Origin of the sequence: Winogradskyella sp. (assembly GCF_965228925.1) — a bacterium.
Taxonomy (GTDB): Bacteria; Bacteroidota; Bacteroidia; order Flavobacteriales; family Flavobacteriaceae; genus Winogradskyella.
This window is the reverse complement of record NZ_OZ245845.1, coordinates 5,042,332-5,067,547: the sequence shown is the minus strand read 5'-3', so window position 1 is coordinate 5,067,547 and position 25,216 is coordinate 5,042,332. Positions and strand designations below refer to the sequence as shown.

Annotated in this window: 37 protein-coding genes; 34 read left to right on the top strand and 3 right to left on the bottom strand. The window is 37.1% G+C overall.

All coding sequences use genetic code 11. The features are described from left to right. Nucleotides 1-223: 223 nt before the first annotated feature. The 3 genes from rlmB to ACO052_RS20895 form a co-directional block, all read right to left on the bottom strand. Complete coding sequence (rlmB, locus tag ACO052_RS20905; RefSeq protein WP_422105745.1) at nt 224-964, bottom strand: 23S rRNA (guanosine(2251)-2'-O)-methyltransferase RlmB; 741 nt, start codon at nt 962-964, stop codon at nt 224-226. Between the two features lie 67 nt (nt 965-1,031). Further along, nucleotides 1,032-2,666, bottom strand: a complete 1,635-nt coding sequence (locus tag ACO052_RS20900; protein WP_422105744.1) for an aryl-sulfate sulfotransferase — start codon at nt 2,664-2,666, stop codon at nt 1,032-1,034. A 48-nt stretch (nt 2,667-2,714) separates the two neighbouring features. Continuing rightward, entirely contained in the window at nt 2,715-4,400 is a 1,686-nt protein-coding gene (locus tag ACO052_RS20895) for a POTRA domain-containing protein (protein WP_422105742.1), read from the bottom strand. Between the two features lie 178 nt (nt 4,401-4,578). Here ACO052_RS20895 and rpsL point away from each other — a divergent pair, with 178 nt between their 5' ends. From rpsL to eno, 34 genes are all read left to right on the top strand, one after another. Continuing rightward, complete coding sequence (rpsL, locus tag ACO052_RS20890; RefSeq protein WP_008269190.1) at nt 4,579-4,953, top strand: 30S ribosomal protein S12; 375 nt, start codon at nt 4,579-4,581, stop codon at nt 4,951-4,953. Nucleotides 4,954-4,975: 22 nt separating this feature from the next. Next, on the top strand, nt 4,976-5,452 hold the full coding sequence (rpsG, locus tag ACO052_RS20885) for a 30S ribosomal protein S7 (RefSeq protein WP_299361193.1): 477 nt from the start codon (nt 4,976-4,978) through the stop codon (nt 5,450-5,452). An 8-nt stretch (nt 5,453-5,460) separates the two neighbouring features. After that, nucleotides 5,461-7,587, top strand: coding sequence for an elongation factor G (gene fusA, locus ACO052_RS20880; protein WP_422105741.1), 2,127 nt, complete (start codon nt 5,461-5,463; stop codon nt 7,585-7,587). 13 nt (nt 7,588-7,600) lie between these two features. Continuing rightward, nucleotides 7,601-7,906, top strand: coding sequence for a 30S ribosomal protein S10 (rpsJ, locus tag ACO052_RS20875; protein ID WP_007650482.1), 306 nt, complete (start codon nt 7,601-7,603; stop codon nt 7,904-7,906). 194 nt (nt 7,907-8,100) lie between these two features. Beyond that, nucleotides 8,101-8,718 carry a 50S ribosomal protein L3 gene (rplC, locus tag ACO052_RS20870; protein WP_422105740.1) on the top strand — a complete coding sequence of 206 codons (618 nt, stop codon included), beginning with the start codon at nt 8,101-8,103 and terminating at the stop codon, nt 8,716-8,718. Then, nucleotides 8,718-9,347, top strand: a complete 630-nt coding sequence (gene rplD / locus ACO052_RS20865; protein WP_422105739.1) for a 50S ribosomal protein L4 — start codon at nt 8,718-8,720, stop codon at nt 9,345-9,347. Before rplC ends, rplD begins: the two co-directional genes overlap by 1 nt. A gap of 7 nt (nt 9,348-9,354) precedes the next feature. Beyond that, complete coding sequence (rplW, locus tag ACO052_RS20860) at nt 9,355-9,645, top strand: 50S ribosomal protein L23 (RefSeq protein ID WP_111685495.1); 291 nt, start codon at nt 9,355-9,357, stop codon at nt 9,643-9,645. Nucleotides 9,646-9,739: 94 nt separating this feature from the next. Further along, nucleotides 9,740-10,567: a 50S ribosomal protein L2 gene (rplB, locus tag ACO052_RS20855; protein ID WP_299521545.1), complete on the top strand. Its 828-nt coding sequence runs from the start codon at nt 9,740-9,742 to the stop codon at nt 10,565-10,567. 10 nt (nt 10,568-10,577) lie between these two features. Continuing rightward, complete coding sequence (gene rpsS, locus ACO052_RS20850; RefSeq protein ID WP_111685493.1) at nt 10,578-10,856, top strand: 30S ribosomal protein S19; 279 nt, start codon at nt 10,578-10,580, stop codon at nt 10,854-10,856. Nucleotides 10,857-10,861: 5 nt separating this feature from the next. Further along, nucleotides 10,862-11,269, top strand: coding sequence for a 50S ribosomal protein L22 (gene rplV / locus ACO052_RS20845; RefSeq protein WP_422105738.1), 408 nt, complete (start codon nt 10,862-10,864; stop codon nt 11,267-11,269). Nucleotides 11,270-11,278: 9 nt separating this feature from the next. Beyond that, on the top strand, nt 11,279-11,992 hold the full coding sequence (gene rpsC, locus ACO052_RS20840) for a 30S ribosomal protein S3 (protein WP_076620335.1): 714 nt from the start codon (nt 11,279-11,281) through the stop codon (nt 11,990-11,992). A 20-nt stretch (nt 11,993-12,012) separates the two neighbouring features. Continuing rightward, the gene (gene rplP, locus ACO052_RS20835) at nt 12,013-12,432 is read left to right on the top strand and encodes a 50S ribosomal protein L16 (RefSeq protein ID WP_111685490.1); all 420 of its coding nucleotides are present in this window, start codon (nt 12,013-12,015) and stop codon (nt 12,430-12,432) included. 11 nt (nt 12,433-12,443) lie between these two features. Next, nucleotides 12,444-12,635 carry a 50S ribosomal protein L29 gene (gene rpmC, locus ACO052_RS20830; RefSeq protein WP_299361176.1) on the top strand — a complete coding sequence of 64 codons (192 nt, stop codon included), beginning with the start codon at nt 12,444-12,446 and terminating at the stop codon, nt 12,633-12,635. Nucleotides 12,636-12,652: 17 nt separating this feature from the next. After that, complete coding sequence (gene rpsQ / locus ACO052_RS20825; protein ID WP_111685488.1) at nt 12,653-12,910, top strand: 30S ribosomal protein S17; 258 nt, start codon at nt 12,653-12,655, stop codon at nt 12,908-12,910. 2 nt (nt 12,911-12,912) lie between these two features. Continuing rightward, complete coding sequence (rplN, locus tag ACO052_RS20820) at nt 12,913-13,281, top strand: 50S ribosomal protein L14 (protein WP_111685487.1); 369 nt, start codon at nt 12,913-12,915, stop codon at nt 13,279-13,281. A gap of 12 nt (nt 13,282-13,293) precedes the next feature. Then, nucleotides 13,294-13,605: a 50S ribosomal protein L24 gene (rplX, locus tag ACO052_RS20815; RefSeq protein WP_422105737.1), complete on the top strand. Its 312-nt coding sequence runs from the start codon at nt 13,294-13,296 to the stop codon at nt 13,603-13,605. 2 nt (nt 13,606-13,607) lie between these two features. Beyond that, entirely contained in the window at nt 13,608-14,159 is a 552-nt protein-coding gene (gene rplE, locus ACO052_RS20810) for a 50S ribosomal protein L5 (RefSeq protein ID WP_422105735.1), read from the top strand. 2 nt (nt 14,160-14,161) lie between these two features. Beyond that, nucleotides 14,162-14,431, top strand: coding sequence for a 30S ribosomal protein S14 (gene rpsN, locus ACO052_RS20805; protein WP_299361157.1), 270 nt, complete (start codon nt 14,162-14,164; stop codon nt 14,429-14,431). A 117-nt stretch (nt 14,432-14,548) separates the two neighbouring features. Continuing rightward, the gene (rpsH, locus tag ACO052_RS20800; protein ID WP_422105734.1) at nt 14,549-14,947 is read left to right on the top strand and encodes a 30S ribosomal protein S8; all 399 of its coding nucleotides are present in this window, start codon (nt 14,549-14,551) and stop codon (nt 14,945-14,947) included. A gap of 12 nt (nt 14,948-14,959) precedes the next feature. Continuing rightward, entirely contained in the window at nt 14,960-15,502 is a 543-nt protein-coding gene (gene rplF / locus ACO052_RS20795; protein ID WP_422105733.1) for a 50S ribosomal protein L6, read from the top strand. Nucleotides 15,503-15,512: 10 nt separating this feature from the next. After that, nucleotides 15,513-15,869, top strand: a complete 357-nt coding sequence (gene rplR / locus ACO052_RS20790) for a 50S ribosomal protein L18 (RefSeq protein ID WP_422105732.1) — start codon at nt 15,513-15,515, stop codon at nt 15,867-15,869. A gap of 6 nt (nt 15,870-15,875) precedes the next feature. Next, a complete protein-coding gene (gene rpsE, locus ACO052_RS20785; protein ID WP_299361147.1) occupies nt 15,876-16,400 on the top strand; it encodes a 30S ribosomal protein S5 in 525 nt (174 codons plus the stop codon). A gap of 11 nt (nt 16,401-16,411) precedes the next feature. Further along, complete coding sequence (gene rpmD / locus ACO052_RS20780) at nt 16,412-16,591, top strand: 50S ribosomal protein L30 (RefSeq protein ID WP_422105731.1); 180 nt, start codon at nt 16,412-16,414, stop codon at nt 16,589-16,591. A 15-nt stretch (nt 16,592-16,606) separates the two neighbouring features. After that, nucleotides 16,607-17,059, top strand: coding sequence for a 50S ribosomal protein L15 (rplO, locus tag ACO052_RS20775; protein ID WP_422105730.1), 453 nt, complete (start codon nt 16,607-16,609; stop codon nt 17,057-17,059). A gap of 12 nt (nt 17,060-17,071) precedes the next feature. Continuing rightward, nucleotides 17,072-18,436, top strand: a complete 1,365-nt coding sequence (gene secY / locus ACO052_RS20770; protein ID WP_422105729.1) for a preprotein translocase subunit SecY — start codon at nt 17,072-17,074, stop codon at nt 18,434-18,436. Nucleotides 18,437-18,518: 82 nt separating this feature from the next. Further along, entirely contained in the window at nt 18,519-18,734 is a 216-nt protein-coding gene (gene infA / locus ACO052_RS20765; RefSeq protein ID WP_007094967.1) for a translation initiation factor IF-1, read from the top strand. A gap of 80 nt (nt 18,735-18,814) precedes the next feature. Continuing rightward, a complete protein-coding gene (gene ykgO, locus ACO052_RS20760; RefSeq protein ID WP_008269159.1) occupies nt 18,815-18,931 on the top strand; it encodes a type B 50S ribosomal protein L36 in 117 nt (38 codons plus the stop codon). Nucleotides 18,932-19,031: 100 nt separating this feature from the next. Next, nucleotides 19,032-19,406 (top strand): 30S ribosomal protein S13, encoded by a 375-nt coding sequence (gene rpsM, locus ACO052_RS20755; protein ID WP_422105728.1) that lies wholly within the window; start codon nt 19,032-19,034, stop codon nt 19,404-19,406. Between the two features lie 104 nt (nt 19,407-19,510). Next, nucleotides 19,511-19,894: a 30S ribosomal protein S11 gene (gene rpsK / locus ACO052_RS20750; protein WP_422105727.1), complete on the top strand. Its 384-nt coding sequence runs from the start codon at nt 19,511-19,513 to the stop codon at nt 19,892-19,894. 184 nt (nt 19,895-20,078) lie between these two features. After that, on the top strand, nt 20,079-20,684 hold the full coding sequence (gene rpsD, locus ACO052_RS20745; protein WP_422105726.1) for a 30S ribosomal protein S4: 606 nt from the start codon (nt 20,079-20,081) through the stop codon (nt 20,682-20,684). Nucleotides 20,685-20,780: 96 nt separating this feature from the next. Next, nucleotides 20,781-21,773 carry a DNA-directed RNA polymerase subunit alpha gene (locus ACO052_RS20740; RefSeq protein ID WP_299361133.1) on the top strand — a complete coding sequence of 331 codons (993 nt, stop codon included), beginning with the start codon at nt 20,781-20,783 and terminating at the stop codon, nt 21,771-21,773. Nucleotides 21,774-21,895: 122 nt separating this feature from the next. Then, complete coding sequence (rplQ, locus tag ACO052_RS20735) at nt 21,896-22,378, top strand: 50S ribosomal protein L17 (protein ID WP_422105725.1); 483 nt, start codon at nt 21,896-21,898, stop codon at nt 22,376-22,378. Between the two features lie 199 nt (nt 22,379-22,577). Next, nucleotides 22,578-23,681, top strand: coding sequence for a glutamine-hydrolyzing carbamoyl-phosphate synthase small subunit (carA, locus tag ACO052_RS20730; RefSeq protein WP_422105724.1), 1,104 nt, complete (start codon nt 22,578-22,580; stop codon nt 23,679-23,681). A gap of 202 nt (nt 23,682-23,883) precedes the next feature. Continuing rightward, complete coding sequence (gene eno, locus ACO052_RS20725; protein WP_422105723.1) at nt 23,884-25,176, top strand: phosphopyruvate hydratase; 1,293 nt, start codon at nt 23,884-23,886, stop codon at nt 25,174-25,176. The last annotated feature ends 40 nt before the right edge of the window (nt 25,177-25,216 follow it).

Sequence of the window (25,216 nt, the reverse complement as noted above, 5' to 3'; positions counted from 1 at the left end):
ACTAAGTGAGGGGTGAGAATTCAAGAGTTTTTATCGTGTAAAAATTCCTAAAAAAATCTTAAAATAGTATTGTATTTTCAAAATTATTAATAAAAAATTAAATAATCAATTAAAATTTAACAAAAATTAAGGAAAATTTTATTTTTTCGTTAAATAAATTACCTTTTTTTACTAAAACATTAACCGAATGCTTTGAGTTTATTGGTAGGAAAGACGTAAAAGACTAATTTTTAATACGTTGCCGCACAACTTCATATAAAAACGCTCCGCAAGCCACCGAAACGTTTAAAGAGGCTATCTCTCCTAAAATTGGAAGCTTAGCCTGTTGGTCCACAACTTTTAAAACGGAGGGATTAATACCCCTGCCTTCAGAGCCCATAATAATAGCACAAGGCTCCTTAAAAGATACATCGTATATAAAATCGTCAGCTTTTTCCGTAGCAGCGATGACTTTTACACCAGAGGATTGCATATGAAAAACAGCATCTTTTATATGATCAACCTTACAAATTGGTATTTTAAAAATGGCTCCAGCACTTGTTTTAATCGTATCACCATTTATTGGTGCTCCGCCTTTTTTCTGAATGATAATCCCAGAAACTCCTGTACATTCAGCAGTACGGACTATGGCGCCAAAGTTTCTCACATCGCTTAACTGATCTAATAAGAGAAATAAAGGTGTTGTTCCCGATTCAAACGCATTGATAACTAGATCATCAATATTATGGAAGGCAATGGGAGAAATTTGAGCTACGGCTCCTTGATGATTGCCTTTGGTTAATCGGTTTAATTTTTCAATAGGAACGTAAGATGAATTGATGCCTTCGGACCTTAGCAAATGCTCTAACTCTTGGAAGAGTTCACTTCTTACTCCTTTCTGAACAAAAACCTTATCGATAGTTTCACCAGATTTTATCGCTTCTATTATGGCGCGAATTCCAAAAATTGTGGTCTCATTTTTCATATGAGGCAAAAGTATAAAAAAACCATCCTAATTGAGGATGGTTTAAAACTTAATGGGTTTTCTAGAATTATTGTTTTATAACTTTCTTGCTCAGGCTATTTTGACCGGCATAAATTTTAATAAGATATACACCGCTAGGTTGTTCTGATAAATCAACCTTTGAGCTTTGGGTAACTAACACCTTTCTTCCTAAAATATTGTAAACTTCAACGCTATCAATCGCGCTATTAGATTCTACATGTATCACATCTTTTGTCGGGTTAGGGTAAATGGTGGTACTCACCTGATCGAATTCGGATATACTAAGTTCATTGCATGGAGTCAAGTCTGGATTACCTTCAATAGGGCTTCCGGGGGTGAGATCTCTTCCTGAAAAAGCAGGATAATCGGGTGCAAATTTTATAGCTCTAAACAAACGCGGATTAACAGGTGAACCGAACTGGGAGGCCACACTGCCATCTGAATTGTTCATAGGATTTATATACTCCCAAACCTTATTGTCATTGCTGTCTAACTCAAAAACATAACCATCAAAACCTTCACAAACTAAAATGTTGCCATTCGGTAATTGTTGAGCACTACTCAAAATGGCAGTGTAGAACTCTGAAGGGTCGGTGGAAAGATCTTTATAGGTGTAATCTGGAGTTAACGGCCCATAAGCAGAGTTTGCTACATAGTCATAAACACCTAGAGAAGACTCTGGAGGTGTCATGATATCTACTTGAGAAAAACTAGGATTGCGCTCAATACCATTATTAAAGAGAATAATTTTATCCTCATTGGGGAGACCAGACTCAATAAAGTGCGGATAATGTTGTCCAAATAAGACTCTATCTGCTGAAGTACCCTGATCATAGGCCTCGGGATTACCCCATCGATATAAGAAATCGCCACCTCGTCCGTAGGTTCCTCCAGAACCAGTAGCGGCTTCAGCGGTAGTCGTTGAATGATCTATAATGTAAATTTCACTCAAATGTCTAGAACTTAGAATAATCTGGTCGCGTTCTGCATTGTATTGCATAGAATTAATATGGAGCCAGTTTCTGGCACCATCAAGGCCATTTAAGAAATTGATATCTAAGCGTTGTGGATTATCAGCAACGACCCCAAAATTATCTTTAGTATTGTCAAAATCTTGAATAAGATGATCCTTTACATTCCACTCCCAAACGATATTGGCATTATCAGTACCTACAGGTTCTATTTCTATAATCTGTTCGTTGTAGAGTTCGTTTTGAGAAAGCATGGCTGGGTTTCTTCCTGCTTGTATGGCCTCTCCATTCGTCATTGGAGTTATAGCCAAAACCAAGATGTTTCCGTTAGGTAGGGGATAAACATCATGATGTTGTCTAAAACTATCAGTGCTGTAGGTATAAGACCATAATAAATTATCATCCCAGTCATACAGCTCTATAATACCACCAATACCACCTAAATTTAAAGCACTTGTAGAATTGTCCGATTTACCTGCCCTTAATAAATTGCCATTAGGCAAAAGATACACAGCATTGCCTGGAAGTAGTGCACTGTTCCATTCATTGACCACCTCTCCACAATTGTTTATAAGAAACGTCTTTGTGTTTGATGTAAACAGTGTGTAACCCTCAAAGGCATCTTCGGTGATTGAAATTGTGCCAACTGTATTCTGTGATAAAATGACATAGGGCACACATAAAAAAATAAAGAGTAAATTTTTCATCATTGCATTTTCTTTTTGTAGCTCTCAAATTTATTAGAATATTCTTAGTATTCAAAATGTAGCTGTTAAACTTACGTGTACCTTAGAATCGGATAGCCGAAACTGCCTGTTTTCAGATTTGCCGCTAGAGTAATTTAACCTAAACAGGCCTGCATTGGTCAATAAACCCAATCCAAAACCAAAACCAAATAACTTTTCTTTGGTATTTGTAATCTGATTTTCAAAATAGGCAGCGTCTAAAACGGAATGTACATATATCCCATTGCTCAACCGATAGCGATATTCCGTATTAATGACACCATATAAATTGGCAACGAGGCTATTTTCTTCAAAACCACGGATAGAATTGATGCCACCAAATCTAAACAGCTCATTGTCGAGATAATCATCTGATGTTAGGATAGCACCATTAAATCGGGTGTAGATACTGTTCTTGGGGTTTAAGTTGAAAATCTTAAAGGTGTTTAAATTAAAAACGGTTTGACTTTGACTTCCGAGGTCATTTTCTCGATCCCCAAAACCGGATGATAAATCAAAAAGAAAATTTATAGGAAACAGCGGATCGTAAAATTGAGGTTTAGTATAGTTGTAGCTTATCGTCAAATAATTAGAGGTGTAATCATTTAAAATAGAGGTGTCATTATCCAATAGATTTGAAGAATTGGTGGTTGTAATTCCCATCGCTACCCTATGTTGGGCATTGATTTGGTAATTCACTTTTGCATATTGCCTAGCATTAGAAAATGTGGTGTCCTTTCTAAAAATGTTTAGTCCTACCTCTAATCCAATAGGGGAGCCAAACAAAAAGGGTAAATCCGCATCTACTCTAAATGTTTGTTGATCTATTTCATCGCTTTTGTAAAAAAGATTTAGGGTTTCACCAAAGTTAAGGTTGTTAATCAGTCTTAAATCCAGATAGCCATCAAATTCAATCCTATTGGTATTTTCGTTGGTACCAAAACCCAGAAAACCATCAAAGTTGTTCACCCGGGTTTTTTCTATATATAGGTACAACGTCGTGGAATCTTTGGTGAAGAGTACCTCTGGGTCTCTTATTTTATTGGCGAAGCGCAAATCTTCTAATAACTCAACCTTGTCTTTAATGGCATTGAGATTAAAGGTTTTGCCAGTTCTTAATTTCAAAAATCGCTTGATATACGATTGCGGAAATTTTTCATAACCTTTTACGATGATTTTATCAATCCGTCTTTTCTGATTAGACACAATTTTTAAATCCGCGGTAATCAAATGTGGATTTTGTTTTGAAATATTGACTAACTGTAGGGTCGAAAATGGATCGCCTTGCTCGGCTAGTTTTGAATTTAATACATTAAGCGAAGGTTCAAGTTGCGTAATGTCCAATTCGAAAGCGCGGTCTCTCGCAGTATGGTCGATAAAATTTAATAATTCAGTATCAAAGATTGAATCATATTTAATTTGTATGCGATGTATTTTGGTTCCTAAATAGAACTGCGCTTTAAATAGCGTGTCGTTTTGTTTAGTTAAAGAGTCTAGAGTAGTGTCTATATAGCCCAGTCGGGTGAGCTTGTATTTAAGCGTATCCAATTCGGATGCTATAGCTAAATAATTGCCAAATGATGCCTTGTAACCAATGGAGTCAACTACTGCGGTTTTATTCTCATTTTCCGCTTCCACTTTTAAAGTGAGCGATTGACTTCTAATTTGGTTTGAAAAAACCAAAAGCAAAAGCATCATAAAACGTTTTAAAACTATCATTAAATCTTAAAGGAATAACTCAAAAGATAACGTAAAAATAGACCATTATATATATGTGAAAAATGAATCCTATTATTTCTTCAAAAAATAAATTATCAACTATTTGAATTATAAATATATATTTCTACCTTTGCAGCCCTCAAAAGTGGGGGTTAACAAAATATTTATATAGTAATATATGCCAACAATTTCACAATTAGTACGAAAAGGAAGAGCCAAAATAACCAAGAAGAGTAAATCGGCTGCTTTGGATTCGTGTCCGCAAAGACGTGGTGTATGTACTCGTGTTTATACAACGACACCTAAAAAACCTAACTCAGCAATGCGTAAGGTAGCAAGGGTTCGTTTAACAAACGGAAACGAGGTTAATGCATACATCGGTGGAGAAGGTCACAACTTGCAAGAGCACTCGATAGTATTGGTTAGAGGTGGAAGGGTAAAAGATTTGCCAGGTGTTAGATATCACATCGTTCGTGGTGCATTGGATACAGCAGGTGTTGCTGGTCGCACACAACGTCGATCTAAGTATGGTGCAAAACGCCCTAAAAAGTAATTTAAAACTTTAAGAAGAAGACATGAGAAAAAGAGCAGCAAAAAAGAGACCGCTTTTACCAGACCCAAGATTTAACGATCAGTTGGTAACACGTTTTGTGAACAACATGATGTGGGATGGTAAGAAGTCTGTAGCTTTTAAAGTATTCTACGATGCAATTGATATTGTTGAGGAGAAAAAAAATAATGACGAAAAAACCGCTCTAGAGGTTTGGAAAGATGCTTTATCTAATGTGATGCCTCACGTAGAAGTACGTAGTCGTCGTGTTGGTGGTGCAACATTCCAAATTCCAATGCAAATTCGTCCAGATCGTAAAGTATCAACGGCCATGAAATGGTTGATTGGCTATGCGCGCAAAAGAAACGAAAAATCTATGGCACAACGTTTAGCAGCAGAAATCTTAGCTGCAGCTAAAGAAGAAGGTGCAGCCGTTAAGAAAAGAGTCGATACTCACAAAATGGCAGAAGCAAACAAAGCATTCTCACACTTTAGATTTTAATTAAGACAATGGGAAGAGATTTAAAATATACTAGAAATATAGGTATTGCAGCACATATTGATGCTGGTAAAACAACTACAACAGAGCGTATCCTTTATTATACAGGTGTATCTCACAAGATTGGTGAAGTACACGATGGTGCTGCTACAATGGACTGGATGGAGCAAGAGCAAGAAAGAGGTATTACTATTACTTCTGCTGCTACAACTTGTACATGGAACTTTCCATTAGAAAATGGTCAGCCTACTCCTGATACAAAAGGTTACCACTTTAATATCATCGATACTCCCGGTCACGTTGACTTTACTGTTGAGGTGAACCGTTCTTTACGTGTATTAGACGGTTTGGTATTCTTGTTTAGTGCCGTTGATGGTGTTGAGCCACAATCTGAAACTAACTGGAGATTAGCGGATAACTATAAGGTACCACGTATTGGTTTCGTAAATAAAATGGACCGTCAAGGCTCTAACTTTATGAACGTTTGCCAACAGGTAAAAGATATGTTAGGTTCTAACGCTGTGCCAATCGTTATGAACATTGGTGATGAGGCGGACTTTAAAGGTATCGTTGACTTAGTGAAGAACCGTGCGATCGTATGGCACGATGAAACACAAGGGGCAACTTTTGATGTTATTGATATTCCAGAGGAATTGAAAGCTGAAGCTGCTGAATTAAGAGCGCACCTTATTGAAGAAGTAGCGAGTTATGATGAAAATCTTCTTGAAAAATTCATGGAAGATGAAGATTCAATTACAGAAGATGAAGTTCATGCTGCGTTAAGAGCTGCGGTAATGGATATGTCTATCATTCCGATGATTTGTGGTTCTGCCTTCAAAAATAAAGGGGTACAGTTCTTATTAGATGCTGTATGTCGTTACTTGCCTTCTCCTGTAGATAAGGAGGCAATTGTAGGTACCGATCCAGATTCTGACAATGAGATTGCACGTAAGCCAGATGTAAAAGAACCATTTTCTGCTTTAGCATTTAAGATTGCTACAGATCCTTTCGTAGGTCGTTTAGCATTCTTTAGAGCCTATTCAGGTCGTTTAGATGCAGGTTCATATGTATTGAATAATAGATCAGGTAAAAAAGAGCGTATCTCTCGTATTTACCAAATGCACTCTAACAAGCAAAATGCGATTGAGTTTATTGAAGCTGGTGATATTGGAGCTGCAGTAGGATTTAAAGATATTAAGACAGGTGATACCCTTTCGGATGAAAAGAATCCAATCGTATTAGAATCGATGGACTTCCCAGATCCAGTAATCGGTATCGCGGTTGAGCCTAAAACAAAGGCCGATGTTGATAAGTTAGGGATGTCTTTAGCAAAATTAGCTGAAGAAGATCCAACATTTACAGTAAGAACTGACGAAGCTTCAGGTCAGACCATTATTTCTGGTATGGGTGAGCTTCACTTAGATATTATTGTTGACCGTTTGAAGCGTGAGTTCAAGGTAGAGGTTAACCAAGGTCAGCCTCAAGTAGAGTACAAGGAAGCGATTACACAGCGTGCAGAACACAGAGAAGTTTACAAAAAGCAATCTGGTGGACGTGGTAAATTCGCAGACATTGTATTTACACTAGAGCCTGCTGAAGAAGGTAAGCAAGGTTTAGAGTTCGTTTCTGAGATTAAAGGTGGTAACGTACCAAAAGAATTTGTTCCTTCTGTAGAGAAAGGTTTCAAACAAGCTATGGTTAACGGTCCATTAGCAGGATACGAAGTAGATGCTATGAAAGTGACCTTAACAGATGGGTCTTACCACGATGTGGATTCTGATCAGTTATCATTCGAATTGGCTGCAAAATTAGGATTTAAAGCTGCTGCAAAAGCTGCAAAAGCGGTGATCATGGAGCCAATCATGAAATTAGAAGTGTTAACACCTGAAGAATACATGGGTGATATTGTAGGTGACCTTAACCGTCGTCGTGGTCAAGTAAATGACATGAGCGATAGAGCAGGTTCTAAAGTGGTGAAGGCTAATGTACCATTATCTGAAATGTTTGGTTATGTAACAGCATTGAGAACATTATCTTCTGGTAGAGCAACTTCAACTATGGAATTCTCTCACTATGCAGAGACACCTCAAAATATATCTGAAGAAGTCATTAAAGCAGCAAAAGGCGTAGAAGCTTAAAACTAAAAAGAAAATGAGTCAGAAAATTAGAATAAAATTAAAGTCTTACGATCATAATTTAGTTGACAAGTCTGCTGATAAGATTGTAAAAACAGTAAAGAGCACAGGTGCTGTGGTAACAGGTCCAATTCCATTACCAACACACAAGAAAATTTTCACTGTGTTACGTTCACCTCATGTTAACAAGAAGTCTAGAGAACAATTTCAATTAAGCTCTTACAAGCGCTTATTGGATATCTACTCTTCATCTTCTAAAACGATTGACGCGTTGATGAAGCTTGAGTTACCAAGTGGTGTTGAGGTTGAGATAAAAGTCTAACAGAGTTTTATCGAAATCCCGAACTCGTTTCGGGATCTCAGGAAAAGAGTAAAAAAGATCCTGAATCAAGTTCAGGATAAAATGTCCGGAGCTGCGAGCGAAGGAAAAACGGTAAAAAATACAATTCAAGGCTGAAGCGTATTTTCAGCCTTGAGTTTTAAATAACAAATAGTAATAATTAATAATAAATAAATATGTCTGGGTTAATTGGAAAAAAAATCGGTATGACCAGCATTTTCGATGAAAATGGAAAGAACATTCCATGTACAGTTATCGAAGCAGGTCCATGTATCGTTACCCAAGTCAGAACTGAAGAAGTGGATGGTTATAATGCCCTTCAATTAGGTTTCGATGACGCGACAGAAAAAAGCGCTAATAAGGCTGCCACAGGGCACGCTAAAAAAGCGGGTACTTCTGTAAAACGCAAAGTCGTAGAATTTAAAGGTTTTGACGAGGAGTACAAGTTAGGTGATGCGATCACTGTTGAGCAATTTATCGAAGGAGAGTTCGTGGATATTTCAGGAACTTCTAAAGGTAAAGGTTTTCAGGGTGTTGTAAAGCGTCATGGATTTGGTGGTGTAGGTCAAGCAACACATGGTCAGCACAACCGTTTAAGAGCTCCAGGTTCTATTGGTGCAGCTTCATATCCTGCAAGAGTATTTAAAGGAATGAAAATGGCCGGAAGAATGGGTGGTGACACAGTTAAAGTTCAAAATTTAAGAGTGTACAAAGTAGTTCCAGAAAAGAACTTACTTGTTGTTAAAGGATGTGTTCCTGGACACAAAAACTCTTATGTAATTATTGAGAAATAATGAAAGTAGCAGTTTTAGATATAAACGGAAAAGATACGGGTAGAACAGCTGAGCTTTCTAAAGACGTATATGCTATTGAGCCTAATAATCATGCGGTGTATTTGGATGTTAAGCAATACTTAGCCAACCAAAGACAAGGAACGCACAAGGCAAAAGAAAGAGCAGAGATTACAGGAAGTACACGTAAGATTAAAAAACAAAAAGGAACAGGTACAGCACGTGCGGGTTCTATTAAGTCTGGTGTATTTAAAGGTGGTGGTCGTATGTTTGGTCCTAGACCAAGAAATTACGGTTTTAAATTAAACAAAAACGTAAAGCGATTAGCACGTAAATCGGCATTAAGTATCAAAGCAAATGATAAGTCGATCGTTGTATTGGAAGACTTCAATTTTGACGCTCCAAAGACGAAAAACTTCATCAATGTTTTGAAGGCCTTAGAGATCGATAGCAAAAAATCGCTGTTTGTGTTGGGTGACACGAATAATAATGTATATTTGTCGTCGCGCAATTTGAAAGGTTCTGAGGTTGTAACCGCTTCAGAATTAAGCACTTATAAAATTATGAACGCTAATAAAGTTGTTCTTTTAGAAGGTGCATTAGAAGGAATTGAATCGAACTTAAGTAAATAGAACACAGATGAGTATCTTAATTAAACCGATTATCACAGAAAAAGCAACCATGCAAAGTGAGTTGTTAAATGCGTATGCATTTGAAGTGAACACAAAGGCGAACAAGGTAGAAATCAAAAAAGCGGTGGAAGCTGCTTACGGTGTTTCTGTAGAAAAAGTTCGTACTATAAATGTCCGTCCAGATAGAAGAACACGTTACACAAAAACGGGTATTCAACATGGTAAAACAAATGCTGTTAAAAAGGCAATTGTACAACTGGCGGAAGGTGAGACAATAGATTTGTACGCTAACATGTAAAAAAGGTTTTGGGTATTAGGGATGAGGTATTAGAAACTCATAGTTGAGCAGAAAAATATTTAAAACCTAAAAACCAAAAGCAAAAAACAAAAAAATGTCAGTAAGAAAATTAAAACCGATCACATCAGCTCAGCGTTTTAGAGTAGTTAATGGATTTGACGCCATTACTACTGATAAGCCGGAGAAAAGCTTGCTTGCTCCGAAAAAAAGATCTGGTGGTAGAAACAGTCAAGGAAAAATGACCATGCGCTATATTGGTGGAGGTCATAAGAAGAAGTATCGTATCATTGATTTTAAACGTAATAAAACTGGAATTCCAGCAGAGGTTAAGACCATTGAATACGATCCAAACAGAACAGCTTTTATCGCATTATTGAACTATCAAGATGGTGAAAAACGTTACATCATCGCTCAAAATGGTTTACAAGTGGGACAAAATGTTGTATCTGGTGAAAAGGGTATTGCTCCAGAAATTGGAAATGCGATGCCTTTAAGTGAAATACCTCTAGGTACTATTATTTCTTGTATAGAGTTACGTCCTGGTCAAGGTGCTGTTATGGCGCGTAGTGCAGGGGCTTTTGCTCAGTTAATGGCAAGAGATGGCAAGTTTGCAACGATCAAATTACCATCTGGTGAAACAAGAATGGTATTAGCAGCGTGTATGGCGACGATAGGTGTTATTTCTAACTCAGATCATCAGTTGATTGTATCTGGTAAAGCAGGTAGAAGCAGATGGTTAGGAAGACGTCCACGTACAAGACCAGTAGTTATGAACCCAGTTGATCATCCAATGGGTGGTGGTGAAGGTAAATCTTCAGGTGGTCACCCAAGATCTAGAAACGGTATTCCAGCTAAAGGTTATAGAACACGTTCTAAGACGAAAGCGAGTAACAAGTATATTGTAGAACGTAGAAAGAAATAATTAAGATAGTATGGCACGTTCATTAAAAAAAGGACCTTATATCCATTATAAATTAGAGAAGAAAGTTGCAGAAAATGTAGCTTCAAACAAAAAGACTGTTATTAAAACTTGGTCTAGAGCATCAATGATTTCTCCAGATTTCGTTGGTCAGACCATTGCAGTTCACAACGGTCGTCAGTTTGTTCCAGTATACATTACTGAAAACATGGTAGGTCATAAATTAGGAGAATTTTCACCAACACGATCGTTTAGAGGTCATGCAGGTGCTAAAAATAAAGGTAAAAAATAAGAATCATGGGAAGTCGTAAAAAACAAATGGCGGAAGCTATTAAGGCTGAGAAAAAGCAGGTTGCTTTTGCTAAGCTAAATAACTGTCCTACATCCCCAAGAAAGATGCGTTTAGTAGCGGATTTAGTAAGAGGAGAAAAGGCTGAAAAAGCGCTTCAGATTCTTAGGTTTAGCCCTAAAGAAGCGTCGCGTCGTTTAGAGAAATTGGTAATGTCAGCCATTGCCAACTGGCAAGCTAAAAACGAAGATGCAGATGTTGAGGAAGCCAATCTTTATATCAAAGAGATTAGAGTAGATGGCGGCACAATGTTAAAGCGTTTACGCCCAGCACCTCAAGGTAGAGCACACAGAATTAGAAAGCGTTCTAATCACGTTACAGTGGTTATCGATGCATTAAATAAAACACAAAGCTAAGATAGAGATATGGGACAAAAGACAAATCCAATCGGAAATCGTTTAGGTATTATCAGAGGATGGGAATCTAACTGGTATGGCGGAAATGATTATGGAGATAAACTTGCTGAGGACGATAAGATCCGTAAGTACATCCATGCGCGTTTATCTAAAGCTAGTGTAAGTAGAGTAATTATTGAGCGTACGCTTAAACTTGTAACCGTTACTATCACTACTGCTAGACCTGGTATTATTATCGGAAAAGGTGGTCAAGAGGTAGACAAGCTGAAAGAAGAGCTTAAAAAAATTACTGGTAAAGAAGTTCAGTTGAACATCTTTGAGATTAAAAGACCAGAACTAGATGCACATTTAGTTGCAGCAAGTATTGCCCGTCAGATAGAAAGCAGAATTTCTTACAGACGTGCAATCAAAATGGCTATCGCTGCAGCAATGCGTATGAATGCTGAAGGAATCAAAGTTCAAATTAGTGGTCGTTTAAACGGAGCTGAAATGGCACGTTCTGAGCACTACAAAGAAGGACGTATTCCGTTATCTACATTTAGAGCAGATATTGATTATGCGCTTGTTGAAGCACATACTACTTATGGTAGATTAGGTGTGAAGGTGTGGATTATGAAAGGTGAAGTCTATGGAAAAAGAGAACTTTCTCCATTAGTAGGTCTTTCTAAGCAAAAAGGAAAAGGTGGACGTGGTGGAAACAAAAACCAACGTCGTAGAAAGTAATTTTTTAAAGAAAAGAAAAAATGTTACAGCCTAAAAGAACAAAATTTCGTAAGCAGCAAAAAGGTCGTATGAAGGGTAATTCCGGAAGAGGACATTTGTTATCAAATGGAACCTTCGGAATCAAATCATTAGACTCGTCTTTTATAACTGCACGTCAAATAGAAGCAGCACGTATTGCCGCTACACGTTACATGAAAAGAGAAGGATCGTTATGGATTAAAATATTTCCAGACAAGCCTATCACTAAGAAGCCTCTTGAAGTACGTATGGGTAAAGGTAAAGGTGCCGTTGAGTATTGGGCAGCTGTTGTAAAACCAGGACGCATATTATTCGAAGTAAGTGGTGTACCATTAGACGTTGCTCAAGAAGCATTGCGTTTAGCAGCACAAAAACTTCCTGTAAAAACTAAGTTTATCATAGCTAGAGATTACGAAGCTTAATAAAAAGAATTATGAAGCAATCAGAAATTAAACAGCTTTCCACAGCTGAGTTACAAGAAAAACTTAGTGAGACAAAAAAGAGTTATGCTGACCTTAAAATGGCTCACGCAGTTTCTCCTTTAGAAAATCCAATTCAGTTACGTACCGTAAGACGTACTGTAGCAAGATTGGCAACAGAATTAACTAAAAGAGACGAACAATAATTGTATTCTGCTGAAAGATGGAAAAAAGAAATTTAAGAAAAGAACGTATAGGAGTGGTGACCAGTAACAAAATGGAGAAATCTATTGTTGTTTCAGAGGTAAAGAAAGTAAAGCACCCTATGTATGGAAAGTTCGTGTTAAAGACAAAGAAATATGTTGCGCACGATGAAAAAAACGACTGCAACGAAGGAGATACTGTAAAGATCATGGAAACAAGACCTTTAAGTAAATCTAAGTGTTGGAGATTAGTAGAAATAATTGAAAGAGCGAAGTAATTATGGTACAACAAGAATCTAGATTAAAAGTAGCTGACAATACTGGTGCAAAGGAAGTTTTAACGATCCGTGTACTAGGAGGAACAAAAAAGAGATATGCTTCTGTAGGAGATAAAATTGTAGTGTCTGTTAAAGATGCCACTCCAAACGGAAACATTAAAAAAGGAGCAGTTTCAACAGCAGTTGTTGTACGTACAGCCAAAGAAGTAAGACGCCCAGATGGCTCTTACATCAGATTTGATGATAACGCCTGTGTACTTTTAAACCCACAAGGGGAAATGAGAGGAACGCGTGTCTTTGGTCCTGTAGCAAGAGAACTTCGTGATAAACAATTCATGAAAATTGTATCATTGGCACCAGAAGTGCTTTAATTGGTAAGTGAGATGACAAAGCTTAAGATAAAATCAGGAGATACGGTACAAGTAATTGCCGGAGACCATAAAGGATCAGAAGGCAAAGTACTCAAAGTATTTAAAGATAAAAACAAAGCCATTGTAGAGGGTGTAAATATGGTGAAGAAACACACCAAGCCAAGTGCACAAAATCCTCAAGGTGGCATTGTAGAGAAAGAGGCATCAATTCATATTTCAAACTTGTCTTTATTAACAAGCAAGGGCGAAACTACTAGAGTAGGTTATAGAATGGATGGCGATACCAAAGTGAGATTTTCCAAAAAATCTAATGAAGTAATTTAATTATGGCTTACGTTGCAAGATTAAAACAAGAGTACAAGGATAAAGTGATTCCTGCTCTTACAGAAGAATTTGGATATAAGAATGTGATGCAAGTACCTAAGCTAGAAAAGATTGTAATTTCTAGAGGTGTTGGTGCGGCTGTTGCAGATAAAAAGTTAATCGACTATGCCGTTGATGAACTGACAAAAATATCTGGACAGAAAGCGGTAGCTACGATTTCTAAGAAAGACGTTGCTTCATTTAAGTTACGTAAAGGCATGCCAATTGGCGCTAAAGTGACTTTACGTGGTGAGCAAATGTATGAGTTTTTAGATCGTTTAGTAACGACAGCTTTACCGCGAGTGAGAGATTTTAACGGTATCAGAGCTACAGGTTTTGATGGTCGTGGAAATTACAACTTAGGTGTAACAGAACAGATTATTTTCCCAGAGATTGATATCGATAAGATCAACAAAATCTCAGGTATGGATATTACATTTGTGACTTCTGCTGAAACAGACAAAGAAGCGAAGTCCTTATTAACAGAACTAGGATTACCATTTAAAAAGAATTAATTATGGCTAAAGAATCAATGAAAGCTCGTGAGGTGAAGCGTGCTAAGACGGTTGCTAAATATGCTGAGAAAAGAAAAGCTTTAAAAGAAGCTGGAGATTACGAAGCATTACAAAAGTTACCAAAAAATGCATCACCGATACGTAAGCATAACCGTTGTAAACTTACAGGAAGACCAAAAGGTTATATGAGACAATTTGGTATCTCTCGTGTAACGTTTAGAGAAATGGCTAATAAAGGGTTAATTCCTGGAGTAAAAAAAGCAAGTTGGTAAAAATCTGAAGCGAATTAGCTTCTGTACAATTATCAATATAACTATTGTATAATCGGGATTTAGGTTCGTTCACACAGTAAACGTCAGAACGAAAACCACTTCCTAAAATTTAAAATTATGTACACAGATCCAATCGCGGATTATTTAACGCGAGTTAGAAATGCAGTAAAGGCTAACCACAGAGTAGTAGAAATCCCTGCATCTAACTTAAAAAAAGAGATAACTAAAATATTGTTCGATCAGGGCTATATTTTAAGTTACAAGTTTGACGACTCTTCAGTTCAAGGTACGATTAAAATCGCTTTAAAGTACAACAAGGACACCAAAGAGTCTGTCATCAAAAAAATTCAAAGAATCAGTACACCAGGTTTACGTAAGTATGCTGGCGCTAACGAAATGCCAAGAATTTTAAACGGTCTTGGGATTGCCATTGTTTCTACCTCTCATGGAGTGATGACAGGAAAGCAAGCGCAACGCGAAAACGTTGGTGGTGAATTATTGTGTTACGTTTACTAAAAACAGGAAATTATGTCAAGAATAGGTAAAAGCCCAATAACAGTTCCTGAAGGCGTAACTGTTGAGATTAAAGATAACGTCATTACCACTAAAGGTAAATTAGGTGAGTTATCTCAAGCGTATTCAGATGTTGAGATAAAATTAGAAGACGGTACGATAACATTATCACGTCCTTCTGATAAAAAAGATCACAGAGCAAAACACGGTCTTTACAGAGCGTTGATTGCTAATATGATAGAAGGTGTTTCTAAAGGATTTACTAAGGAATTAGAATTAGTAGGTGTCGGTTATAGAGCATCAAATCAAGGACAGAAATTAGATTTAGCCATTGGATTCTCTCACAACATCGTCATGTCTATTGCTCCAGAAGTAAAAGTTGAGACGGTTTCTGAAAAAGGTAAAAACCCAATCGTTAAATTAACATCTCATGACAAACAATTAGTTGGCCAAGTCGCGGCGAAGATTCGTAGCTTCCGTAAGCCAGAGCCTTACAAAGGAAAAGGTATTAAGTTTGTTGGTGAAGAAATTAGAAGAAAAGCAGGTAAATCAGCTTAATAATTAAGTTATGGCATTGACAAAGAACGAAAGAAGAACAAGAATAAAAAACAGAATACGCAAAGTAGTATCTGGTACTGAAGTAAGACCAAGATTATCTGTTTTTAGAAGCAATAAAGAAATTTATGCTCAGGTTGTGAATGATGTAACTGGTGAAACTATTGCTGCTGCATCTTCAAGAGATAAAGATATTGCAAAGTCTAAAGGAAATAAGACTGAAGTTGCTGCTTTAGTTGGTAAGGCTGTTGCTGAAAAAGCTTTAAAAGCTGGTGTTGAAACTATTTCTTTTGATAGAGGTGGTTACTTATATCACGGAAGAGTAAAATCATTAGCAGAAGGCGCAAGAGAGGCCGGATTAAAATTTTAAGACATTATGTATCAAAAATATAAAAACGCAGAATTAGTAAAACCAGGCGGATTAGAATTAAAAGATCGCTTAGTTGGTGTACAGCGTGTAACTAAAGTAACAAAAGGAGGTAGAGCATTTGGTTTTTCTGCTATCGTAGTAGTTGGTGACGAAGCTGGAGTTGTAGGACATGGCTTAGGGAAGTCTAAGGATGTAGCTACAGCGATTGCAAAAGCGGTAGAAGATGCTAAGAAAAACTTGGTTAGAATTCCTATTGTTAAGGGCACATTGCCACATGAGCAAAAAGGAAAGTACGGTGGTGCAAGAGTAAACATTATTCCAGCTGCACCTGGTACAGGAGTTATTGCCGGTGGTGCTGTAAGAACGGTACTGGAAGCTGTTGGAGTACATGATGTATTATCGAAGTCTCAAGGATCTTCTAACCCGCACAACGTCGTAAAAGCAACATTTGATGCTTTATTGCAATTAAGAGATGCTAATGCGGTGGCAAGAGAGCGTGGAATTTCACTTGAAAAAGTATTTAAAGGATAATCTAGGACAAGATGGCAAAGATTAAAGTAACTAAAGTAAAGAGTGCAATCAATCGTACCAAAAGACAAAAGCTGACATTAGAAGCTTTAGGATTAAAAAAGATTGGTCAAGTAGTAGAGCACGATGCCACGCCAAGCATCCTTGGTATGGTTAAGAAAGTTGAACATTTAGTTTCTGTAGAAGAAGCTTAAAAATATAACTTAATAATGGATTTAAGTAATTTAAAACCTGCAGAAGGTTCAGTAAAAAATCAAGGTAAGCGTGTTGGTCGTGGCCAAGGTTCTGGAAAAGGTGGCACTGCGCGTAGAGGACATAAAGGGGCGAAGTCACGTTCGGGATATTCTAAGAAATTAGGGTTCGAGGGTGGACAGATGCCTTTGCAAAGACGTGTGCCTAAATACGGATTTAAAAACATCAACCGCGTAGAATACCAAGGTATCAACTTAGATACTTTGCAGACGTTGGTAGATGAAAAGAAAATTAAGGATACTGTAGATTTTGAAACACTTGTATCATTAGGAAAAGCTGGGAAGAATGACCTAGTTAAAATTCTTGGTAGAGGTGAATTAAAAGCAAAATTAACAGTAACTGCTCATAAATTTACTGCTACGGCAAAAGCTGCTATTGAAGCTGCTGGTGGTGAAGCTGTAACTTTATAAGAAATAGTAAGGATGAAGATAATAGAAACATTAAAAAACGTCTGGAAAATTACTGAATTAAAGGATAGAATCGTCCTCACCTTAGGGTTGCTATTGGTCTACCGTTTTGGTGCTCAGGTTGTTTTACCAGGTGTGGATTTCCCTAAATTAGTAGAATTACAAGATTCAGCGGCACAAGGTGGATTATTATGGTTAATAAATGCCTTCACTGGTGGAGGTTTTTCAAATGCCTCTGTATTTGCCTTGGGTATTATGCCTTACATCTCTGCCTCAATTGTGGTTCAGTTAATGGGTATTGCGATTCCTTATTTACAGAAGCTTCAGAAAGAAGGTGCTAGTGGTCAAAAGAAGATTACACAAATAACAAGATGGTTAACTATTGGTATTTGTTTGGTTCAAGCGCCAGCCTATTTAGGGACAATACCGTCTTTATCAGGTCTACAATCTATAAGCCAAATGTTACTTCCTGGTTTCTCTGAAGGTGTGTTCTATTTTTCATCGGTAATCATATTAGTAACAGGCTGTGTCTTTGCGATGTGGTTGGGTGAGAAGATTACGGATAAAGGTATTGGTAACGGTATCTCACTATTAATTATGGTAGGTATCATAGCAACAATGCCACAGTCATTTGCCCAAAATATGTTCTCAAGATTAGAGGGTGGAAATGGTGGATTTATGATGATATTAATTGAGATGGTGATCTGGTTCTTAATCATTTTAGCATCTGTATTCTTGGTAATGGCAGTGCGTAAAATTGCAGTCCAGTATGCAAGAAGAACAGCTTCTGGTGGTTATGAAAAGAATGTATTCGGATCGCGTCAATTTTTACCATTAAAGTTGAATGCTTCTGGTGTGATGCCAATCATATTTGCTCAGGCCATTATGTTTGCACCAGCTTATATTGGTAGATTATTTGGACCAGAGAGTGGCGTAGGACAATGGATGCAAGCTAATTTCCAAGATATATTTGGATTCTGGTACAACTTAGTATTTGGATTATTGATTATCATATTTACGTATTTCTATACGGCGATTACGGTACCAACGAATAAGATGGCAGATGATTTAAAACGTAGCGGTGGATTTATTCCAGGAATTAGACCAGGTACAGAAACGGCAGAATATCTGGATAAGATTATGTCTCAGATCACTTTGCCAGGTTCTATATTCTTGGCCTTAGTAGCAGTATTCCCTGCTTTTGTGTATCAATTAGTAGGTGTACAACAAGGTTGGGCATTATTCTTTGGAGGGACATCACTTTTAATCATGGTAGGTGTAGCAATTGATACCATGCAACAGATTAATTCTTATTTATTGAATAAGCATTATGATGGCTTGATGAAAACAGGTAAAAACAGAAAATCTGTTACCACATAATTATAAAACCAATTTGGAAAGTTCAATGCTAAATTTTAGGCAAGGTATTTGTTAAACGAGGATTGAACACTAAAAATAATTTATGGCAAAGCAAGCAGCAATAGAACAAGACGGAACGATTATAGAAGCATTATCAAATGCGATGTTCCGTGTTGAATTAGAAAATGGTCACATTGTGACGGCACACATATCTGGTAAAATGCGTATGCATTATATTAAGTTATTACCAGGTGATAAAGTAAAATTAGAAATGAGTCCTTACGATTTAACGAAGGCTCGAATAACATACAGATACTAAATTTTCATGATGGCAGAGGTGTCATGCTGAGCTTGTCGAAGCACTCTCGAAGCCACTTGGAATTTTTAAACTAAAAAGAGATGAAAGTAAGAGCATCAGTTAAAAAAAGAAGTGCCGATTGTAAATTGGTACGTCGTAAAGGAAGACTTTACGTCATTAACAAAAAGAATCCTAGATTCAAACAAAGACAAGGATAAAAGAAAAAGTCATTAGTAATTAGTAGTTAGATGAATCTGTTCGAAATCGAAAGGTTTAGGATTCTAACAACTAAACGCTAACACTAAACACTAAATTAATATGGCAAGAATTGCAGGTGTAGACATACCAAAACAAAAAAGAGGAGTAGTATCCTTAACTTATATCTATGGTATAGGTAGAAGTAGAGCAAAAGAAATTTTGGAGACTGCCAAAGTTGACGAAGGCACTAAAGTACAAGATTGGACTGATGATGAAATCGGTGCCATTCGTGAGGCCGTTGGATCTTACAAGATCGAAGGGGAATTACGTTCTGAAACTCAATTAAACATTAAACGTTTAATGGATATAGGATGTTACAGAGGTATTCGTCATAGAGCTGGTCTTCCACTACGAGGACAACGTACCAAAAACAACTCCCGTACAAGAAAAGGTAGAAGAAAGACAGTTGCTAACAAGAAAAAAGTAACTAAATAATAACAGACATTAGTCATTAGTAATTGGTCGTTAGATGAATCTGTTCGAAATCGAAAGGTTTAGGATTCTAACAACTAAAAGCTAACAACTAGAAACTAAAACATATGGCAAAGTCAAGTTCAAAAAAACGTAAAGTAATTGTTGATGCAACTGGGGAAGCGCATATCACAGCGTCTTTTAACAACATCATTATTTCTTTAACAAATAAAAAGGGTGACGTTATCTCATGGTCATCAGCCGGAAAAATGGGCTTCAGAGGTTCTAAAAAGAATACACCTTATGCTGCACAATTAGCAGCAGAAGATGCAGCTGAAGTTGCAAAAGAAGCTGGTTTGAAGAAAGTAAAAGTATATGTAAAAGGTCCTGGTAATGGTAGAGAATCTGCTATAAGATCTATACATAACGCAGGTATTGAAGTATCAGAAATTATCGATGTAACTCCAATGCCTCACAACGGCTGTCGTCCACCAAAGAGACGTCGCGTTTAACCTGAATTAGTTTCAGGTTCTTTTAAGATAAACTAATCTCAACAATAGGTGTTGAGATTAGTTTATTTTGCGTAAATTTGCAAACTGAAATTTTTAAAATAACAAGTATCAACGAGAGATAAACGATTTTAGAAGGATAAGCTTAAGACCTTAATTTTATAATCGCTCTCATAATTCAATTAAAATGGCAAGATATACTGGTCCTAAAACAAAAATAGCTCGTAAATTCGGACAAGCTATCTTCGGAGACGATAAAGCCTTCGAAAAAAGAAACTATCCTCCAGGTCAACATGGAAATAACAGAAGACGTGGAAAAAAATCTGAATACGCTATTCAATTAGCTGAAAAGCAAAAGGCAAAATACACTTATGGTATTTTAGAGCGTCAATTCAGAAACATGTTCAAAAGAGCAACAGCTGCGCAAGGTATCACCGGTGAAGTTTTATTACAGTTATGTGAATCGCGTTTAGATAATGTGGTTTACAGAATGGGTATTGCTCCAACAAGAAGTGGTGCAAGACAGCTGGTATCTCACAGACACATTACCGTAAATGGTGAAAAGGTAAATATCCCTTCTTACCAATTAAAGGCTGGTGATGTTATCGGTGTAAGAGAAAAATCCAAATCTTTAGAGACCATTCAAAATGCATTAACTAACTCTAGCAATGTATACGAATGGATTACCTGGAATAACGATACTATGGAAGGTACGTATGTGTCTGTTCCTGCGAGAATTCAGATTCCAGAGCAAATCAACGAGCAGTTTATCGTTGAACTTTATTCTAAATAATAAATTAATCATATTGGGATTTAGCCAAAGGGTTTATTAGTCTTCTTCAAACTCATAGACCGCGCAACTAAATAGCAATTAAAACGAAGAACAACAATGGCAATATTAAATTTTCAGAAGCCTGACAAAGTAATCATGATCTCTTCAACGGATTTTGAAGGTAAGTTTGAATTCAGACCTTTAGAACCCGGATATGGATTAACAGTTGGTAATGCGTTACGTAGAGTACTATTATCGTCTTTAGAAGGTTTTGCAATAACATCGGTGAGAATAGAAGGTGTAGATCACGAATTTTCTACAATTTCTGGCGTCGTTGAAGATGTTACTGAAATGATCTTGAACTTAAAGCAGGTTAACTTTAAGCGTCAAATTGATGAAGTTGATAACGAAACCGTTACGATTTCAATCTCTGGACAAGAGCAAATCACTGCTGGTGATTTTCAAAAGTTTATTTCAGGATTTCAAGTCTTAAATACAGATTTAGTCATCTGCAACTTAGATCCTAAAGTAAACATCAATATGGAGTTAACGATTGAAAAAGGAAGAGGTTATGTTCCTGCAGAAGAAAACAAAAAAGCTTCTGCGCCAATAGGGACCATCTTTACAGATTCTATCTACACGCCTATAAAGAATGTTAAATACAGTATCGAAAACTTCCGTGTTGAGCAAAAGACGGATTATGAAAAATTGGTTTTCGAAATTCAGACCGATGGATCTATCCATCCTAAAGATGCCTTAACAGAAGCTGCTAAAATATTAATTCACCACTTCATGTTATTCTCAGATGAGCGTATCACACTAGAGGCGGATGAAATTGCACAGACAGAGACTTATGATGAAGAATCACTTCACATGAGACAACTATTGAAAACTAAATTAGTTGACATGGATCTTTCTGTACGTGCTTTAAACTGTTTAAAAGCGGCAGAAGTAGATACATTAGGAGATTTAGTATCATTCAATAAAAACGACTTAATGAAGTTCAGAAACTTTGGTAAGAAGTCTTTAACAGAGCTAGAAGAATTAGTGAACGTTAAAGGTCTTAACTTCGGAATGGATTTAAGCAAATATAAATTAGATAAAGACTAACGATTGTCATTCCTGCGGAGACGGGAATCTCATTCAAATAAGTAGTAATTAATTATTAATCATATTTTGCTCTCCTGACGTTTACCGTCTGGATTTGGTAGCAAGATGATAAAACAAGAGTCATGAGACACGGAAAGAAATTCAACCACTTAGGAAGAAAGTCTGCACACAGAAAAGCAATGTTGGCTAATATGGCCTGTTCTTTAATAGAACACAAACGCATTAACACTACAACAGCTAAGGCTAAAGCTTTAAAGCAGTTTGTTGAGCCTTTGATTACTAAATCTAAGGAAGACACAACACACAATAGAAGGATTGTGATGTCTAGATTAAGACAAAAGGAAGCAGTTACTGAGTTGTTTAGGGATGTTGCTGCCAAAATAGGTGATCGTCCAGGTGGTTACACGCGTATCATTAAGTTAGGAAACCGATTAGGAGATAACGCAGATATGGCGATGATAGAATTGGTAGATTACAACGAGCTTTACAATGCTGGTAAGCCTGCTAAGAAGTCAACACGTAGAAGTAGAAGAGGAGGAAGCAAGAAGGGAGCTACTGCTGCCGTTCCACCGGTAGAAACTCAGGCATCTAACGAAGAAGAATAAATGTTAATAAGCATTTGATATATAAAGGATAATCTATTTTAGGTTATCCTTTTTTTTATAGATTTTTGTAAAACTTTTTAAAGCAAAATTTGCATTGAACGTATTGTCCCCTTGAGGGGACTTTAGGGGTGTTAACGTATAATATCTGAGGATTTATATTAGTTTACCAATGACCTCAATACGATTAAAAAAACGGCACATGAAATACAAACAAAGAAAGAAAGCACTTATTTTACTAGCAGACGGCACAATTTTCTATGGTAAATCTATAGGAAAAGAGGGTACTGCATTTGGGGAAGTATGTTTTAATACTGGGACTACTGGTTACCAAGAGATTTTTACTGATCCATCCTATTATGGACAGCTTATGGTGACCACCAATGCGCATATAGGGAACTACGGTACTAAAGAAGATGAAAATCAATCGGATACTGTGAAAATAGCTGGATTAATTTGTAAAAATTTTAGTTTCGAATATTCAAGACCTGCCGGTGATGCTTCTTTGGAAGATTATTTTGAGAAACATAATACCTTGGCAATATCAGATGTCGATACCAGAGCATTGGTAAGTTATATTAGAGATCATGGTGCGATGAATGCGGTGATTTCAACAGAAGTTGATACTATTGAAAGCTTGAAAAAGCAATTGGCTGAGCAACCTAATATGGAAGGTTTAGAATTGGCCTCTCAAGTCTCTACTAAAGAGCCCTATTATTTTGGTAATGAAAATGCAACGTTTAAGATTTCTGCATTAGATATTGGTATAAAGAAGAATATTCTCAGAAACTTGGCCGAGCGCGATGCTTACATTAAAGTATTTCCGCATAATTCTAAGTTCGAAGATTTAGAAGCCTTTAACCCTGATGGTTATTTTATATCCAATGGACCCGGTGACCCTGAACCTTTGGTTGAAGCACAAGCCGTAGCCAAGGAGATTATTTCAAGAAACAAACCCTTATTCGGTATCTGTTTAGGGCACCAAGTCATAGCTTTGGCCAATGGTATATCGACCTATAAAATGCACAATGGCCATAGAGGGATTAATCATCCGGTTAAGAACTTAATTACAGGTAAAGGTGAAATTACCTCCCAAAATCACGGTTTTGCGATTAACAGGGAAGAAACAGAAGCCAATGCCAATGTAGAGATTACCCATATACATCTTAATGATGATACCGTAGCCGGCATTAAGATAAAAGATAAGAACTGCTTCTCGGTACAGTACCATCCAGAGGCAAGTCCTGGGCCAAACGATTCGGTGTATTTGTTTGATCAGTTTATAGAAAATATCAAAAACGCTTAATAGAAAAAACGCAACGAAATTTAAATTTTGTTGCGTTTTTTTAGTTTCGAAAACATTATAGTAAATATTAATCGTAATTATGATTTTTGTTCTGTTTTACGGTGCATATTTTCGTAATTTTGACTTGCGAAAGCAAGTCATGCTGAACTGGTTTCAGCATCTCACGCGAGTTTATTTTTTCAATAACTAAAACCAATTTATAATGAGCATTATAGTTAATGTACACGCAAGACAAATTTTAGATTCTAGAGGTAATCCTACCGTAGAAGTTGATGTTGTTACCGAAAGCGGAATTATGGGAAGGGCTGCTGTACCTTCTGGCGCCTCTACAGGTGAGCACGAAGCTGTTGAGTTGAGAGATGGAGGTGATACTTACATGGGAAAAGGCGTTTCAAAAGCTGTAGAGAATGTGAATTCCGTTATTGCTCAAGAATTATTGGGTGTGTCCGTCTTTGAGCAGAATGCTATTGATCAATTGATGATTGATTTAGACGGAACAAAAAATAAATCCAAATTAGGAGCTAATGCTATTTTGGGTGTATCTCTCGCTGTAGCTAAGGCAGCAGCCAATGAATTGGGGATGCCATTATACCGGTATGTAGGTGGCGTATCTGCCAATACCTTACCAGTTCCTATGATGAATATCATAAACGGAGGATCGCACAGTGATGCTCCGATCGCCTTTCAGGAGTTCATGATTATGCCTGTCAAGGCTAAAAACTTTACCCATGCCATGCAAATGGGTACAGAGATCTTTCATAATCTAAAGAAAGTATTGCACGATAGAGGCTTAAGTACGGCGGTAGGTGATGAAGGTGGATTTGCACCAAATTTAGAAGGAGGTACAGAAGATGCCTTGGACTCTATAAAGCTAGCTGTTGAGAAGGCAGGTTATACCTTTGGTGAGGATATTATGATTGCTTTGGACTGTGCCGCAGCAGAGTTCTATAAAGATGGTAACTATGATTATACCATTTTTGAAGGTGATAAAGGTGTGGTAAGAACAAGTGCAGAGCAAGCGGAGTACTTGGCAGAATTAGCAGCCAAATATCCTATTATCTCTATTGAGGATGGTATGGACGAAAATGACTGGGATGGTTGGAAAGTCTTAACCGATAAAATTGGTAATAGTGTACAATTGGTCGGAGATGATTTATTCGTGACCAACGTAGAGCGCTTATCCCGTGGGATAGACAATGGTATTGCAAATTCAATTTTAATAAAAGTCAACCAAATTGGTTCTTTGACTGAAACTATTGCTGCGGTAAATATGGCTAAGAACGCAGGATATACCTCTGTAATGTCTCATAGATCGGGTGAAACCGAAGATAATACGATTGCTGACTTAGCAGTGGCTTTAAACACAGGACAAATTAAAACAGGTTCGGCATCGCGTAGTGACCGTATGGCAAAATACAATCAGTTGCTGCGCATTGAAGAAGAGCTAGGCGATGTGGCTTACTTTCCACAAGAAAATGCGTTTAAAGTGTCTTAATCTGTAAGCCTAAAGTAATAAAAAGTAAAAGCCTTTCTTC

What these genes read in the sequence shown, in the direction of transcription:
- rlmB (WP_422105745.1), bottom strand. Translation starts at nt 964, where the DNA reads ATGAAAAATGAGACCACAATTTTTGGAATTCGCGCCATAATAGAAGCG.
- ACO052_RS20900 (WP_422105744.1), bottom strand. Translation starts at nt 2,666, where the DNA reads ATGATGAAAAATTTACTCTTTATTTTTTTATGTGTGCCCTATGTCATT.
- ACO052_RS20895 (WP_422105742.1), bottom strand. Translation starts at nt 4,400, where the DNA reads ATGATAGTTTTAAAACGTTTTATGATGCTTTTGCTTTTGGTTTTTTCA.
- rpsL (WP_008269190.1), top strand. Translation starts at nt 4,579, where the DNA reads ATGCCAACAATTTCACAATTAGTACGAAAAGGAAGAGCCAAAATAACC.
- rpsG (WP_299361193.1), top strand. Translation starts at nt 4,976, where the DNA reads ATGAGAAAAAGAGCAGCAAAAAAGAGACCGCTTTTACCAGACCCAAGA.
- fusA (WP_422105741.1), top strand. Translation starts at nt 5,461, where the DNA reads ATGGGAAGAGATTTAAAATATACTAGAAATATAGGTATTGCAGCACAT.
- rpsJ (WP_007650482.1), top strand. Translation starts at nt 7,601, where the DNA reads ATGAGTCAGAAAATTAGAATAAAATTAAAGTCTTACGATCATAATTTA.
- rplC (WP_422105740.1), top strand. Translation starts at nt 8,101, where the DNA reads ATGTCTGGGTTAATTGGAAAAAAAATCGGTATGACCAGCATTTTCGAT.
- rplD (WP_422105739.1), top strand. Translation starts at nt 8,718, where the DNA reads ATGAAAGTAGCAGTTTTAGATATAAACGGAAAAGATACGGGTAGAACA.
- rplW (WP_111685495.1), top strand. Translation starts at nt 9,355, where the DNA reads ATGAGTATCTTAATTAAACCGATTATCACAGAAAAAGCAACCATGCAA.
- rplB (WP_299521545.1), top strand. Translation starts at nt 9,740, where the DNA reads ATGTCAGTAAGAAAATTAAAACCGATCACATCAGCTCAGCGTTTTAGA.
- rpsS (WP_111685493.1), top strand. Translation starts at nt 10,578, where the DNA reads ATGGCACGTTCATTAAAAAAAGGACCTTATATCCATTATAAATTAGAG.
- rplV (WP_422105738.1), top strand. Translation starts at nt 10,862, where the DNA reads ATGGGAAGTCGTAAAAAACAAATGGCGGAAGCTATTAAGGCTGAGAAA.
- rpsC (WP_076620335.1), top strand. Translation starts at nt 11,279, where the DNA reads ATGGGACAAAAGACAAATCCAATCGGAAATCGTTTAGGTATTATCAGA.
- rplP (WP_111685490.1), top strand. Translation starts at nt 12,013, where the DNA reads ATGTTACAGCCTAAAAGAACAAAATTTCGTAAGCAGCAAAAAGGTCGT.
- rpmC (WP_299361176.1), top strand. Translation starts at nt 12,444, where the DNA reads ATGAAGCAATCAGAAATTAAACAGCTTTCCACAGCTGAGTTACAAGAA.
- rpsQ (WP_111685488.1), top strand. Translation starts at nt 12,653, where the DNA reads ATGGAAAAAAGAAATTTAAGAAAAGAACGTATAGGAGTGGTGACCAGT.
- rplN (WP_111685487.1), top strand. Translation starts at nt 12,913, where the DNA reads ATGGTACAACAAGAATCTAGATTAAAAGTAGCTGACAATACTGGTGCA.
- rplX (WP_422105737.1), top strand. Translation starts at nt 13,294, where the DNA reads ATGACAAAGCTTAAGATAAAATCAGGAGATACGGTACAAGTAATTGCC.
- rplE (WP_422105735.1), top strand. Translation starts at nt 13,608, where the DNA reads ATGGCTTACGTTGCAAGATTAAAACAAGAGTACAAGGATAAAGTGATT.
- rpsN (WP_299361157.1), top strand. Translation starts at nt 14,162, where the DNA reads ATGGCTAAAGAATCAATGAAAGCTCGTGAGGTGAAGCGTGCTAAGACG.
- rpsH (WP_422105734.1), top strand. Translation starts at nt 14,549, where the DNA reads ATGTACACAGATCCAATCGCGGATTATTTAACGCGAGTTAGAAATGCA.
- rplF (WP_422105733.1), top strand. Translation starts at nt 14,960, where the DNA reads ATGTCAAGAATAGGTAAAAGCCCAATAACAGTTCCTGAAGGCGTAACT.
- rplR (WP_422105732.1), top strand. Translation starts at nt 15,513, where the DNA reads ATGGCATTGACAAAGAACGAAAGAAGAACAAGAATAAAAAACAGAATA.
- rpsE (WP_299361147.1), top strand. Translation starts at nt 15,876, where the DNA reads ATGTATCAAAAATATAAAAACGCAGAATTAGTAAAACCAGGCGGATTA.
- rpmD (WP_422105731.1), top strand. Translation starts at nt 16,412, where the DNA reads ATGGCAAAGATTAAAGTAACTAAAGTAAAGAGTGCAATCAATCGTACC.
- rplO (WP_422105730.1), top strand. Translation starts at nt 16,607, where the DNA reads ATGGATTTAAGTAATTTAAAACCTGCAGAAGGTTCAGTAAAAAATCAA.
- secY (WP_422105729.1), top strand. Translation starts at nt 17,072, where the DNA reads ATGAAGATAATAGAAACATTAAAAAACGTCTGGAAAATTACTGAATTA.
- infA (WP_007094967.1), top strand. Translation starts at nt 18,519, where the DNA reads ATGGCAAAGCAAGCAGCAATAGAACAAGACGGAACGATTATAGAAGCA.
- ykgO (WP_008269159.1), top strand. Translation starts at nt 18,815, where the DNA reads ATGAAAGTAAGAGCATCAGTTAAAAAAAGAAGTGCCGATTGTAAATTG.
- rpsM (WP_422105728.1), top strand. Translation starts at nt 19,032, where the DNA reads ATGGCAAGAATTGCAGGTGTAGACATACCAAAACAAAAAAGAGGAGTA.
- rpsK (WP_422105727.1), top strand. Translation starts at nt 19,511, where the DNA reads ATGGCAAAGTCAAGTTCAAAAAAACGTAAAGTAATTGTTGATGCAACT.
- rpsD (WP_422105726.1), top strand. Translation starts at nt 20,079, where the DNA reads ATGGCAAGATATACTGGTCCTAAAACAAAAATAGCTCGTAAATTCGGA.
- ACO052_RS20740 (WP_299361133.1), top strand. Translation starts at nt 20,781, where the DNA reads ATGGCAATATTAAATTTTCAGAAGCCTGACAAAGTAATCATGATCTCT.
- rplQ (WP_422105725.1), top strand. Translation starts at nt 21,896, where the DNA reads ATGAGACACGGAAAGAAATTCAACCACTTAGGAAGAAAGTCTGCACAC.
- carA (WP_422105724.1), top strand. Translation starts at nt 22,578, where the DNA reads ATGAAATACAAACAAAGAAAGAAAGCACTTATTTTACTAGCAGACGGC.
- eno (WP_422105723.1), top strand. Translation starts at nt 23,884, where the DNA reads ATGAGCATTATAGTTAATGTACACGCAAGACAAATTTTAGATTCTAGA.